Origin of the sequence: Rhodococcus sp. C3V (assembly GCF_029269915.1) — a bacterium.
GTDB classification, from domain to species: Bacteria; Actinomycetota; Actinomycetes; order Mycobacteriales; family Mycobacteriaceae; genus Rhodococcus_F; species Rhodococcus_F qingshengii.
In genome coordinates this window covers 416,927-430,489 of the sequence record NZ_JARJBE010000004.1, presented here as the reverse complement: position 1 = coordinate 430,489, position 13,563 = coordinate 416,927, and the positions used below count along the sequence as shown (strand labels likewise).

Here is a 13,563-nt window from a genome sequence, read left to right as displayed (position 1 = left end):
CGGTAAAGTTATTTCCGGGTAGGGTCACATCACATGGCTGCCGACACTCGCGATCGAATTCTCGACGCACTGGAGAAGCTGCTGCTGGTCAGCGGCGTCGCCCAAGTCACGCTCGAAGGCGTTGCCGCCGAAGCCGGGGTTTCCAAGGGCGGACTTCTCTATCACTTCCCCAGCAAGGAAGCACTGCTCGCGGCGATGGTCCGCAGACTCGGAGAACGCTCGGATCAGCAACTCGAAGACGCCGTAGCCGGCGGTACGACGGTCACCGAGTTCTATCTGCAGATCCCCGATGCGAACGAAAGCGAAGAACTCTCACTCTTCCGGTCGATCATCGCGGCACTGCGAACAGTCGACGGACAACACGACGAGATCCAGAAAGCCGTCACCCACGTGATGCGGAGCTGGGACAAGGGCCTTCAGACCGAGATCGCCGACCCTGTGCAGGCCGAGATCATCCGACTCGTCGGCGACGGCCTGTATCTGGCGGCCATGCTCGGGCTCCCCCAGCCGGATCCCGAATTGCATCGACAGGTGGTCGAGCGACTGCGGCCCTGACCGGGGGCGTCCCTTACGTCAGATAGCGGTACGCCGGGCTTCCCGGCTCGAGCCTCTCGGACTGCATCGGCGCGCGCTCCATCCGCTCGAGTAACGCCGCCAACCCGTCGGCGGAACCGAGTTCGATACCCACCAACGCGGCACCCGTCTCGCGATTGTTTCGCTTGACGTACTCGAACAGCGCGATGTCGTCGTCCGGCCCGAGCACGTCCGAGAGGAAGCGACGGAGCGCTCCCGGTTCCTGCGGAAAGTCGACCAGGAAGTAGTGCTTGAGCCCGAGGTGAACGAGCGAACGCTCGAGGATTTCGCCGTAACGAGAGACGTCGTTGTTGCCACCGGAGATCAGGCACACGACGGTCGAACCCGGCTCGAACGTCAAATTCTGAAGTGCCGCAACGGAAAGCGCTCCCGCGGGTTCGGCGATGATGCCCTCGCTCTGATACAGCTCGAGCATCGCCGTGCAGATAGCGCCCTCGTCGATCTGATTGACGACAAACGATCCCGAACCGGACCGTGTCTGAAGTTGACGAGCCACGAGCGGCAACGACGCGTGCGACACCACGGCGGCACCCAGACGTGAGACGACCTCGTAGGGAACATCGCCGATCCTCTTGACCGCTGCTCCGTCGACAAATGGATCGACGTCGGGAAGAGTCACCGGGCCCCCGGCAACAAGAGCGGCCGTCATTGACGCCGCACCGGACGGCTCGATCCCGACGATCGACGTCTTCGGCGACCGTTCGTGCAGGTAGGTGGCGATGCCCGCAATGCAACCGCCGCCGCCGACCGGCACGACGATCGTGTCGAGAGGGGCGTCCAATTGCGTGAGAATCTCCGCTGCAATGGTTCCTTGCCCCGCAGCGGTGCGCACGTCGTCGAACGGCGGAACCATGGTTGCGCCGGTTTCGGCTACGTCCTCCGCGGCCGCAGCAGCGGCGGCGTCATAGGTCTCACCGATCATGAACAGTTCGACAAACGCTCCACCGTGCGCGCGGATGCGATCACGCTTCTGCTTGGGGGTATTGGCCGGAACGTAGATCCGACCCTTGATCTGCATCGTTCGGCACGCGAAAGCAACACCCTGCGCATGGTTACCGGCACTGGCAGTCACTACGCCGGCACCGCGTTCGGCCTCGTTGAGCTGAGCGATCAGGTTGTACGCGCCACGAATCTTGTACGAACGAACGCCCTGGAGGTCCTCACGCTTGAGATACACGTGTGCCCCGGTCAACGCCGAAAGACGATCGCTGTACTGCAGGGGCGTCGCCGCAATGACGTGCTGAATTCGCTCGATGGCCGCGTCGATCTCCTGCGCGTCGAGCGCGGGGACGGTGGACTTCGTTACTACGACATCGGGCGAGTTAGACACCCCGCCATTTTCGCACGTCGGAGATCAACCTTCCCACCACCCCGCCCCGCATGGTCTGCGAGGCAGGGTGGCGGTAGGTCAGCCGCGCGGATCCAACTGTGAGGGACGTGGCACGTTCCGCAGATTCGACTTGGCCATCTGTACTGCCTCGCCGACGCCGCCGTTCATCACCATCTTCGACATCGCCAAAGCGAAGCCCTTCATCTGACCACCGGTGATGGTGGGCGGCAACGACAATGCCAACGGATCGGTCACCAGATCCACCAAGGCCGGACCGTCATGATCGAGCGCGGCGCGTAGGCCCGCTTCGATATCCGCGGGATTCTCGATTCGGCGCGAAAAGATACCGAGCGCAGCAGCAACCGCCGCGTAGTCGACCGCGGGCACGTCGACCCCGAAATCCGGAAGGCCGTCGACCAGCATCTCGAGCTTGACCATTCCGAGCGTCGAGTTGTTGAACACCACGATCTTGACCGGCAACTTGTACATCGCGACGGTGACCAACTCACCGAGCAGCATCGACAATCCACCGTCGCCCGACACCGAGATGACCTGACGCCCCGGACTCGACCATGCAGCACCCATCGCATGTGGGAGCGCATTGGACATCGATCCGTGCAGCGCCGAGGAGATGAAGCGTCTCGATCCGTTCGGATTGAGATAGCGCGCCGTCCACACGTTGCACATCCCGGTGTCGGCGGTGAAGATTGCGTCGTCGGCTGCCAGATCGTCCAAGATCGAGGCCGCATACTCGGGGTGAATCGGCGTGCGCTGCTTGACCGGATCCGTGTATGCACCAACCACTTTGGTCATCAGAGTGTTGTGCTTGGCGAGCGTGTCCTCCAGGAACCCGCGGTCGGTCTTTCGATCGAGCTGCGGAATCAGTGCGCTCAAGGTGCTCGCGACGTCGCCGTGCACAGCCAGGTCCAGGCTGGTTCGACGCCCCAACCGCTCGGCCGCGATGTCGATCTGAGCGGTACGAACGTCGTCGGGCAAGAACTGATCGTAGGGAAAGTCCGTACCGATCAGGAGCAGGAGATCGGCGCCGTGGATACCGTCGTGCGCCGCACCGTAACCGAGCAATCCGGTCATCCCGACGTCGTATGGATTGTCGTACTGGATCCATTCCTTGCCACGCAGTGAATGCCCGATGGGAGCGCCGACGGTTTCGGCCAACGCCAGAACCTCCGCGCGCGCATCTCGCACGCCCGCGCCGGCGAAGATCGCAACTTTGCGTGCGCCGTTGATCACGTCTGCCAACGCCTTGACGTCACCGGCATCCGGAACGACTGTCGGCCTTCGAGTTTCGACGAGTGTCGGCGGGGTGCCTTCTGCCGGACAATCGGCGATGTCCCCGGGAAGCACGATCACCGAGACGCCGTTTCGAGCCACCGAATGCTGAATCGCCGACTGCACCACGCGTGGTGATTGGACTGCCGTGCTGACGAGTTCGGTGTAACTCGAACATTCGATGAAGATCCGCTCGGGATGCGTTTCCTGAAAGTAACCCATTCCGATCTGGGCGCTGGGGATGTGCGAGGCGATCGCGAGGACCGGCGCGCCCGAACGATGAGCGTCGTACAGGCCGTTGATCAGGTGAAGGTTTCCGGGACCGCAGGATCCGGCACACACTGCAAGTTTTCCGGTGATCTGGGCATCCGCTGCGGCCGCAAAGGCGGCTGCTTCCTCATGCCGGACGTGTATCCAATCGATTCCGCCCTTCTCGGAACCACCGGTGCGACGAACCGCATCGACGATGGGATTGAGACTGTCACCGACAATGCCGTAGATCCGACTGACACCCGCGTCAACGAGCTGCTGAACCAATTGATCTGCAACGGTTTTCGGACTCATCAGACCTCCATGACACACTCACGGGAGTCGGGATCGCCGACCCCCGGGAGTGACGATTTACTTGTGATTGATGCAGCGCTTCTTGTGGAATGCGGGGTTACTTGGGTTCGAGCACGAACACCGGAATCTCACGATCGGTCTTCGTCTGATAATCGGCGTAGTCGGGGTACGCAGCGACAGCGCGCTCCCACCAGACCGCCTTCTCGTCGCCGGTGACTTCCCGAGCAACCAGGTCGAAGACCTGCGTCGCGTCACGCAGCGTGACGTGCGGGTCGGCTTTGACGTTGTAGTACCAGACCGGATTCTTCGGGGCGCCACCGAGCGAAGCCACAACGGCATACGAACCGTCGTGCTCGACCCGCATCAGCGGCGTCTTCCTGACCTTGCCGGACTTTGCCCCGATGGTCGTGAGAACGACGACGGGCATGCCGTTCATGTCGTTTCCCTCGGTGCCACCGGAGTTCTCGATGCGTGCGACCTGATCGGCGGCCCACGACGCTGGACTGGGTTCGTACTCACCTGTGATTGGCATGTGTACCAGTGAACACCCACTCGAGCACCTTGGCCACCGAACCACGCCGACCAGGCCTGTCGCCCGCGCACTCCCCTGGTTGATCGATTAAGTGAGCTGCCGATCAATAAAGTTCGCTTGCCCGAACTCTCATCTCTGGCTACTCTGAAACCACAGCTTCGAACAGCCGTATCGGAAAGGGACGAGATGACCACCGCAGACATCTCCACTCGCGAATCACGCCCCTCCCCCGACTATTGCGTCGATCTGGCCGGAACTCGGTGGCCGCTGTACAAGATCGAAGCTCTCGTGGTCGGGTTCGTGCTGTTCGTCGTCGCCGGTGCCGTCACGCAGTCGATGCAGGTGGCCGTACTGACTGCCGCAACGGCCGCTGTAGTCACGTGGTGGGTACGGCGCGTGCACTACTCACGCACCACCTGATCACCGCACTCCCCCGAACTCCCGCGAACCACGAAGGGACCTTGCTGCATCAGCAGCAAGGTCCCTTCGTTCGGTTCAGGTCCGCTCGGCGGTCAGACCGTCAGGCAACTCGGTCCGAGCAATGCCTTCAGGTCGCCCATCAGTGCCGAGGACGGTTCGACCCGAAGGACGTCGTCGACCTTCCACAAGCTGATTTCGGTTCCACCGATCAGCCGAACGTGAACGTCGGATGTTCCGGGGTGCCTGGTCAGCACCTGCTTGAGAGCACTGAGCTTGTCCTTGGTGCATTGGCGAAGCGGCAGCGAGACCGACAGGGGACGCGCGACCCCGATCGCCGAAATATCAGGCACCGCAAGGTCGTTGCCGATCAGCGACATCCGATCGTCTCGGATCGAAACGCGAGCCTTGACCAACACGATGGCATCCTCGGCGATGTCCATCCCGTAAACGGCGTACGCCTGCGGGAAGAACAGCACCTCGATTCCACCCACGAGATCTTCGAGCTGCACGATGCACCAGGTCAGACCGTTCTTGTTGACCCGGCGGTCCACCGAGGCAATGATGCCGCCGAGAGTTACCTGGGCACCGTCCTGAACGCCGCCTTCGAGTATCGCAGCGATGGACGTGTCGGACTGCTGGCGAAGAATGTGCTCGACGCCGTTGAGCGGGTGACCGGAAACGTACAGCCCCAGCATCTCTCGTTCGAGTGCCAGGCGATGCTTGGAGTCCCACTCCTCCTCGGGAATCTTGACGTCGAACACCGAGGTGATCGACTCGTCCGCCTCGGCACCGCCGAAGAGGTCGAACTGTCCGATCGCCTCTGCCTTCTTGGTGCTCATCACGGAATCGATGGCGTCGGCATGAACCAACATCAGGCCCTTGCGCGGGTGACCCAACGAGTCGAAAGCACCGGCCTTGATGAGAGATTCGGTGACCTTCTTGTTGCAAGCCATCGCGTCGATCTTGCCGAGATAGTCGGAGAAATCGGTGAACTTCGATTTCTCGGTGCGCGCCTTGATGATCGAAGCGACGACGTTGGCGCCGACGTTGCGCACCGACCCCATACCGAAACGGATGTCGTCGCCGACGGTCGCGAAGTCGACGCGTGACTCGTTGACGTCCGGTGGGAGAACGGTGATGCCCAACTTGCGGCAGTCGGCGAGGTAGATCGCGGACTTGTCCTTGTCGTCACCGACGGAGGTCAGCAGACCCGCCATGTACTCGGCCGGGTAGTTCGCCTTGAGGTACGCAGTCCAGTACGACACGAGTCCGTAGCCGGCGGAGTGCGACTTGTTGAACGCGTACCCGGCGAAGGGAAGGACCGTGTCCCACAGCGCCTTGATGGCGGCTTCGCTGAAGTTGTTGTCCAACATGCCCTGCCGGAAGCCGGCGTAGGCCTTTTCCAGCTCGGACAGCTTCTTCTTACCCATGGCGCGACGCAGCAAGTCGGCCTGACCCAGGGTGTAACCGGCCACCTTCTGCGCCAGTTGCATGATCTGCTCCTGGTAGATGATCAGGCCGTATGTCTCCGAGAGGATCTCCGCTAGCGGCTCCTCCAGCTCGGGGTGAATCGGCTTGACGTCTTCCAAGGCGTTCTTGCGCTTGGCGTACGAGATGTGGGCGTCCACACCCATCGGTCCCGGTCGATACAGCGCCAATGCGGCGACGATGTCGCCGAATCCGGTGGGCTGCATCAGTTTCAGCAACTCGCGCATACCGCCGCCGTCGAGCTGGAACACACCGAGAGTGTCGCCGCGGGCGAGCAGTTCGTATGTTGCCGCATCGTCCATCGGCAACGTGTCGAGGTCGAGGTCGATGCCGCGGTTGGCTTTGATGTTCTCGAGCGTGTCGCCGATAACCGTGAGGTTTCGCAGACCGAGGAAGTCCATCTTGAGCAGACCGATGGCTTCACACGAGGGGTAGTCCCACCCGGTGATGATGGCGCCGTCCTGGGCGCGCTTCCAGACCGGGATTGCGTCGGTGAGCGGTTCGGACGACATGATGACCGCGCAGGCGTGCACACCGGCGTTGCGGATCAGCCCTTCCAGACCCACCGCGGTCTTGTAGATCTTCGCGACGTCCGGGCTGGAGTCGATGAGCGCTCGAACCTCGACTGCCTCCTTGTACCGCTCGTGCTTCGGGTCGGTGATACCGGAAACCGAGATGTCCTTGGCCATGATGGGCGGCGGGAGCGCCTTGGTGATCTGATCGGCGATGGCAAAGCCCGGCTTGCCGAACTGGACGCGAGCCGAGTCCTTGATGGCAGCCTTGGTCTTGATGGTGCCGAAGGTGATGACCTGGGCGACCTTGTCGTTGCCCCACTTGTCCGTCGCGTAGCGAACCATCTCGCCGCGACGGCGATCATCGAAGTCGATATCGATATCGGGCATGGACACACGCTCGGGGTTGAGGAATCGCTCGAACAGCAACCCGTACGGGATGGGGTCGATGTTGGTGATACCCATCGCGTAGGCCACCAACGAACCGGCAGCCGATCCACGGCCGGGCCCGACACGGATCCCGACGTCCTTGGCGTGGTTGATCAGGTCGCCGACCACGAGGAAGTAGGCCGGGAAGCCCATTTCGTTGATGACGCCGATCTCGTAGTCGGCGCGGGCGAGGTACTCCTGCGGCGGTCCGCTCGGGAAGCGGCGATCGAGTCCGCGCATCACCTCGGCGCGCAGGAAGGTCTGCTGCGTGTGTCCCTCCGGGACCGGGAAGATCGGCATGCGGTCGTGGAACGCCCACACGTCCTCGTACGACTGCACACGCTCGCCGATGGCAACGGTGTTGTCGCATGCCCCCGGAACCTCGTTGTCCCAGATGGCGCGCATCTCGGCAGCGGACTTGAGGTAGTAGCCGTCGCCGTCGAACTTGAAGCGAGTGGGGTCGGAGAGCGTCTTGCCGGTCTGAATGCAGAGCAGCGCCTCGTGATTCTCGGCGGCGTCCTTGGTGACGTAATGGCAGTCGTTGGTGGCAAGTGGCGGAATACCGAGTTGCTTGCCGATGTCGAGCAGACCCTCTCGCACACGGCGCTCGATCGAGAGACCGTGATCCATCAGTTCGAGGAAGAAGTTGTCCGGGCCCCAGATCTCCTGCCACTTCGCGGCAGCTTCGAGAGCCTCGCGATCGTGACCGAGACGAAGGCGGGTCTGGATCTCACCGGACGGGCAACCCGTGGTCGCGATGATGCCCTCGGCGTGCGCGGCGATGAGCTCCTCGTCCATCCGTGGCCATTTACCGAGCTGGCCCTCGATGGACGCGAGCGACGACAGCTTGAAGAGGTTGCGGAGTCCGGTCGCGTTCTCGGCCACCATCGTCATGTGGGTGTACGCACCGCTACCGGAGACGTCGTCGGACTTCTGGCTGCGATCGCCCCACAGAACTCGCTTGGTGTTGAAGCGAGACTCGGGTGCGATGTAGGCCTCGATGCCGATGATCGGCTTGATGCCGGCGCTCTTTGCCTCGTTGTAGAACTGGCTGGCGCCGTACATGTTTCCGTGGTCGGTCATGCCGACTGCGGTCATTTCGAGACGAGCGGCCTCCTCGAACATGGCGCCGACCTTGGCCGCACCGTCGAGCATCGAGTACTCGGTGTGATTGTGAAGATGTACGAACGAGTCAGCCACGTGCGCCTCTCTGAAGGTCTGGGAGCGAGATCGAGTGTATGCCGCGCTGCCGACACGACCGGCGACCGAGGTAGCGGAGTCGCCGTGCGCCGCCTCCGGTCACGTGACCGGAACCTCGGGTTCGGCGCTCGACCTCACCGAACGCCGCGAACGTCGACCGGCGACGAAGGTGTCTGTCGTGAAGATCACCAGTGCAGCCCAGATCAGAACGAAGCCGATCCACCGTGACGCCGGCATGTCCTCGTGCATGACGGCCACACCCCACGCCATCTGGAGCGCCGGGGTGAGGTACTGCAGCATGCCCATCGTCGCCAACGGAACTCTCTGAGCGGCGACGCCGAACAGGAGCAGCGGCAGCGCGGTGACCGGGCCGGCGGCAAGCAGCAACAGGCTGTGCCCGGTACCGCTGCTGATGAATGCACCGGCCCCGGTCAGGCCGAGAAACACGAGGTAGCCGACCGCGAACGGTGCGGCAACGACTCCCTCGGCAGTCAAACTGGTTCGAGGATCGAGCGGAACCACCTTCTTGACCAACCCATAGGTGGCAAACGAGCCGGCGAGCAGCAAAGCGACGATCGGAGGTTTCCCGAAGTCGACCGTGATCACCACAACTGCCGTGGCAGCGAGAACGAGCGCGGCGATCTGGGCGGGACGCAATCGTTCGCGGAAGATCACGACGCCGAGCAGAACGGTGACCAGCGGGTTGATGAAGTACCCGAGAGCCGCCTCCACGACGCGGCCTGACACCACGGCATAGATGTACGTCCCCCAGTTCACGGCGATCGCCGCTGACGCCGCGGTCACCAGCAGCCAGGTGCGTGCGCTGATTCCGCGAAGCGATCCGAGGCGGCCGGCAAAGGCCAACACGATCAGCATCAACAGAAGGGTCCACACCACCCGGTGCGCCAGGATCTCGACCGGATCGGCGAAGTCGAGTAGCCCGAAGAATGCCGGGAACGTTCCCCACAACAGGAAAGCCGCCACACCGTAGAAGATCCCCGAGGACGAACGGGACTCAGCGCGTTCGTCCTTGTTCACAGAACCGGAGTTCACGGGACCGGACCATCGTCGGGGCCGGGAGCAACGACGTCCACGTACTCCGGCAGCAAGGGACGGACGGCTGCCAACCACGGCGAGGCGTCGGACGGCAACGCTTCCACTGCACGGACGTTCGAGTCATGTTCGATCGCTTCGAGTCCTTCGGGAGTCGCTCGCACCAGCACGCCCACCGCGCAGGCGCACCCGGCGGACAATTGCTTCGCCGACGCGAGCGCCACCTGTTGCTGACGATCGGTGTCGCCGCCGAGCGAGACCAGTCGCGTGGCTGCAACACCGGGCGATCTGCGTACTGCTTCGTCGTTGTCGGGAACGGGCACCGACATGAGCGGCGTCTGGACGCGCTCGATCGGAACTCGGAACATGACCCTGGACACGCGAACGCCCGAGACCTCAGCGCCCGGCACCTGAACACTGCTGGTCGACGTGATGACCTCGTCGACGGTGAGTGCCTTCGTGAACGAGACCAACGCCCATACCGGCCCATCGACCGACGCGACGGAATCTCGCGCTCGGTCGAGGTAGTCCGGGACAGCTTCCCCACTGTCCGGACCCAGGGTGTCCGTCCGGATCGGCGGGGTCGGCACGGGATTCGCGAACCCCACGCCCACCACCGCCGCCACACCGACCACCACCGCGACGACGGCCGGCGCGGGGGTAAGCCCGCGCGGTGTCATGAGGACCGGAGAACTTCGAGTGCGTGTTCGAGATCCTTCGGGTACTTGCTCTTGATCTCGACCCAGCGACCGTCCGCCGGATGTGCGAATCCAAGAGACACGGCGTGCAACCACTGGCGCTCGAGGCCGAGCCTTTCGGCAAGTCGAGGGTCCGCGCCGTAAGTCAGGTCACCGCAGCACGGATGGCGCAACGCCGAAAAGTGGACACGGATCTGGTGTGTGCGACCGGTTTCGAGGTGCACGTCCAGCAGACTCGCTGCCTGGAACGCCTCGATGGTGTCGTAGTGCGTGACGCTGGGCTTGCCGTCGGCCGTGACCGTGAATCGCCAGTCGTTCCCGTGATGGCGTCCGATGGGCGCGTCGATCGTTCCGCTGCTCGGGTCGGGATGTCCCTGCACGAGAGCGTGGTAGCGCTTGTCGATGGTCCGCTGCTTGAAAGCGCGCTTGAGCAACGTGTACGCGCGCTCGGATGTGGCAACCACCATGACTCCCGACGTTCCGACGTCCAGACGGTGGACGATGCCCTGACGCTCGTGGGCACCGGACGTCGAGATGCGGAAACCGGCCGCGGCAAGTCCGCCGATGACGGTCGGTCCCGTCCACCCGACGCTGGCGTGCGCGGCAACTCCGACGGGCTTGTCGACTGCCACGACGTCGTCGTCGGCGTAGAGGATCTCCATTCCCTCGACCGGTGTCGCTTCGATGGTCAGGGGCCGCGGCGGTTCGGGCAGGACTACCTCGAGCCACGACCCTGCGGTCAGACGATCGGACTTGCCGACGGCCACACCGTCGACGAGTACCGAGCCTTCTTCCGCGAGTGTCGCGACCACGGTGCGCGAGAGTCCGAGAAGGCGCGCGAGGCCGGCATCGACGCGCATGGCATCGAGACCGTCGGGCACTGGCATCGAACGGGATTCCCTCACTTGGTTTCTCCCTCGGCTGCAGCCTTCGATTCGGTGAACTTCTTGTCGTCCGCCTTGTGATCACGCAGGCGTTCACCGTTGGGTTCGAAGCCGAACAGTGTCAGGACGACGAGCAGAATCGCGCCACAGACGATCGCGGAATCCGCGATGTTGAACACCGGCCACCAGCCGACGGAGACGAAATCCACCACATGTCCGCGCATGATTCCGGGAGAGCGGAAGAATCGGTCGACGAGGTTACCCAGCGCGCCGCCGAGAACGAGGCCGAGACCGAGCGCCCACCACGGTGATCGGAGCGTGCGACCGATCTTGATCACACCGATGACCACACCGATTGCGACGAGAGTGAGGATCCACGTCATCGACGTCGCCATCGAGAACGCTGCCCCCGGATTGCGCACCATCGTGAATGTGACCACGTCACCGATGATTTCGATCGGCTGCCCCGGTTTGACCGCGGCGACTGCCCACACCTTCGTGAGAATGTCCGAGAGCAGGATGACAGCGGCGATGGCAATGAGCATGGTCAGCCGGCGGGGCTTTTCGACCGGCGCAACCGCCAGGTCACCGTCTTCCGATTTCACGGCTTCCGGTTTCACGGTTTCGGGCTCGTCGGCCTTCGAGATTTCGGTAATCGGCTGATCCTCCGCGTTGACATCTCGGTCTGGGTGGTCTGTACTCACGCAACCATCATCCCTCATGTTCACCGCACCGGGTCACGCACTCTGCAACTGCGGCTAGCCTGGAGCGCGTGCCACTGCTGTCCACGACCGGCCGACGCGTTCCGTTCGCCCTCGCTGCCCTCGCTCTCACCACCGTTCTCACCGCTTGCGGCGACTCGGATCAACCTCCGAACACCCCGACCTCCTCGCCGAGTGAGGTGACTGTTCCGGTGACCGCCGCGACGGTCGAAGTTCTCGAGGCGGGAAGCGAGCCGCGCGAGGTTTTGCGTACGAACTTGCCTGTCGGCACCACGCAGACGGCGACGCTCGTCACCCAGGCCGTCGTGAGTCAGCAGATCGATCAACAACCGGCGCAGGATTTCTCTTCGCCGGAGATCACGATCCCGCTCTCGGCAAACGTGACCGCTGACGATCCCACCGCAGTCGTTGACCTCACGCTGTCGTCGATGACCTCGCCCGATGCAACGCTGCAGGCTGCGCTGAGCGGGGCCGACGGGTCTGCGGCCGGATTGTCGGTCACGGATTCGGGCGCCATCACCGCCCTACGGTTGAAGCCCTCCGCCAACTCGGCCAATGCTGCCCGCGCTGCAATCGAACAAGCGCTGGGCCAAGCGGTCTACCGGACCGTCGCACTCCCCGACGCTCCGGTCGGTGTCGGCGCACGTTGGGTGGTTCGGCAGCAAGTCAGCAGCGAAATCCTGCTCGATCAGACAACCACCGTCACGCTCACCGCGCGCGAGGGCAATCGGCTTTCGCTCGCGGTGGACGTATCGCAGACCCCGCAGAGCCCGGTCTGGAACCTGGCCGGTGACGCCGGAACGCTGAACATCGATCAGTACGTCATGGCCGGCTCCGGAAACCTCACCGTCGACCTCTCACTCCCCTTGCCGATCGACGGACAGATGACCGTCGGCGGCGACCAGGCATACGGCGACCCGGACAGCTCCTCGGTGATCCGGCAGACCATCTCCAACAGCATTCGGTGGGAATCGTGACACGCCGGTCGCTTCTCGCACTTGGTCTGACCGCAACGGCGGCACTGTTCGTCGTGACCGGTTGCGGCTCGGACGACTCGCCTGGTGCCGACACGACTACGCAGGTTTCCGCCCCACAGGTCGGCTTGGCGCCGTTCACGGCTGCTCCGGCCGCACCGCTGAGCGGGGCGCCTCTCGACCGTGACGGCCTGCAACGAGCCGCGCTCACCCTGTCCGAGCTACCTGCGGACTTCGACATAGTTCCCGACCCGGTCGACGACCTCGGCCTCGCACCGGCGCCGGAGAGTTCGGAGGCGGACAAGTCGAGCACCGACCCCGCCGTCTGCGCCCAGGTTCTGGCGCCGATAGCCACCCAGGCTCCCGGATCGGTCGCCGACCTCTCCGACATGTTCACCGGCCCCGATTTCACGAGCATCGATCAGGACTCTGCTTCGTACGCCGACGGCACCGCGGCAGCAGCAGCTTTCGAGAAACTTCAGACCACGCTGGCCGGGTGCGCGGAATATTCAGGAACCGATGCCGACGGAACGACAATCACCTATCGCGTCGGCGGAGCGTCGGACCCGAACGTCGGCGACGCGTCTTTCGCTTTCCGAATCATCACGGAGAGTGGCGGTTTCACCTTGGTCGCCGATGCGATCGTGGCCGCAGTCGGGACCACGTTGACCCAGGTGTCCGCAACTGCGCCGAGTCCGATCGCCCCCGACGTGCTGCACTCGATGGCATCGGCCGCCGCCGATCGCCTGCGCGCACAAACGCCCTGACAACGAGCGGATTGGTCCCGTCTCGGCCTTACGCGAATGATTCGGGACCACAGACCCTTTGACAACTGCCCGTCCACACTGAACGGTGAGAGTAGGTACGAAACAG

At 63.5% G+C, this 13,563-nt stretch carries 12 protein-coding genes; 4 read left to right on the top strand and 8 right to left on the bottom strand.

What is annotated here, in order from left to right; all coding sequences use genetic code 11:
• Positions 1 to 33: 33 nt before the first annotated feature.
• Positions 34 to 555, top strand: coding sequence for a TetR/AcrR family transcriptional regulator (locus P3G66_RS14375; protein ID WP_007733148.1), 522 nt, complete (start codon positions 34 to 36; stop codon positions 553 to 555).
• 13 nt (positions 556 to 568) lie between these two features.
• Here the strand turns inward: P3G66_RS14375 and ilvA are convergent, their stop codons facing one another.
• The 3 genes from ilvA to P3G66_RS14360 all read right to left on the bottom strand — a co-directional run bounded on the left by ilvA (position 569) and on the right by P3G66_RS14360 (position 4,310).
• Entirely contained in the window at positions 569 to 1,924 is a 1,356-nt protein-coding gene (ilvA, locus tag P3G66_RS14370; RefSeq protein ID WP_007733150.1) for a threonine ammonia-lyase IlvA, read from the bottom strand.
• A 78-nt stretch (positions 1,925 to 2,002) separates the two neighbouring features.
• Positions 2,003 to 3,778, bottom strand: coding sequence for a pyruvate dehydrogenase (locus P3G66_RS14365; RefSeq protein WP_042452851.1), 1,776 nt, complete (start codon positions 3,776 to 3,778; stop codon positions 2,003 to 2,005).
• A 97-nt stretch (positions 3,779 to 3,875) separates the two neighbouring features.
• Positions 3,876 to 4,310 (bottom strand): nitroreductase family deazaflavin-dependent oxidoreductase, encoded by a 435-nt coding sequence (locus P3G66_RS14360; protein WP_003941666.1) that lies wholly within the window; start codon positions 4,308 to 4,310, stop codon positions 3,876 to 3,878.
• A gap of 186 nt (positions 4,311 to 4,496) precedes the next feature.
• Here P3G66_RS14360 and P3G66_RS14355 point away from each other — a divergent pair, with 186 nt between their 5' ends.
• On the top strand, positions 4,497 to 4,730 hold the full coding sequence (locus tag P3G66_RS14355) for a hypothetical protein (RefSeq protein WP_003941759.1): 234 nt from the start codon (positions 4,497 to 4,499) through the stop codon (positions 4,728 to 4,730).
• A 92-nt stretch (positions 4,731 to 4,822) separates the two neighbouring features.
• On the opposite strand, the gene dnaE is transcribed toward P3G66_RS14355, so the two are convergent.
• From dnaE to lspA, 5 genes are all read right to left on the bottom strand, one after another.
• Positions 4,823 to 8,359 carry a DNA polymerase III subunit alpha gene (gene dnaE / locus P3G66_RS14350; protein ID WP_007733155.1) on the bottom strand — a complete coding sequence of 1,179 codons (3,537 nt, stop codon included), beginning with the start codon at positions 8,357 to 8,359 and terminating at the stop codon, positions 4,823 to 4,825.
• A gap of 99 nt (positions 8,360 to 8,458) precedes the next feature.
• Positions 8,459 to 9,397, bottom strand: coding sequence for an EamA family transporter RarD (rarD, locus tag P3G66_RS14345; RefSeq protein ID WP_047270138.1), 939 nt, complete (start codon positions 9,395 to 9,397; stop codon positions 8,459 to 8,461).
• A gap of 11 nt (positions 9,398 to 9,408) precedes the next feature.
• The gene (locus P3G66_RS14340) at positions 9,409 to 10,092 is read right to left on the bottom strand and encodes a hypothetical protein (protein WP_007733159.1); all 684 of its coding nucleotides are present in this window, start codon (positions 10,090 to 10,092) and stop codon (positions 9,409 to 9,411) included.
• Positions 10,089 to 11,015, bottom strand: coding sequence for an RluA family pseudouridine synthase (locus P3G66_RS14335; protein ID WP_007733161.1), 927 nt, complete (start codon positions 11,013 to 11,015; stop codon positions 10,089 to 10,091). The genes P3G66_RS14340 and P3G66_RS14335 overlap by 4 nt, the downstream gene beginning before the upstream one ends.
• Positions 11,012 to 11,698, bottom strand: a complete 687-nt coding sequence (lspA, locus tag P3G66_RS14330; protein WP_058039462.1) for a signal peptidase II — start codon at positions 11,696 to 11,698, stop codon at positions 11,012 to 11,014. Before lspA ends, P3G66_RS14335 begins: the two co-directional genes overlap by 4 nt.
• Before the next feature lie 68 nt (positions 11,699 to 11,766).
• Here lspA and P3G66_RS14325 point away from each other — a divergent pair, with 68 nt between their 5' ends.
• Entirely contained in the window at positions 11,767 to 12,693 is a 927-nt protein-coding gene (locus P3G66_RS14325; protein WP_003941753.1) for a hypothetical protein, read from the top strand.
• Positions 12,690 to 13,457 (top strand): sensor domain-containing protein, encoded by a 768-nt coding sequence (locus P3G66_RS14320; protein ID WP_228401058.1) that lies wholly within the window; start codon positions 12,690 to 12,692, stop codon positions 13,455 to 13,457. Before P3G66_RS14325 ends, P3G66_RS14320 begins: the two co-directional genes overlap by 4 nt.
• Positions 13,458 to 13,563: the final 106 nt, after the last annotated feature.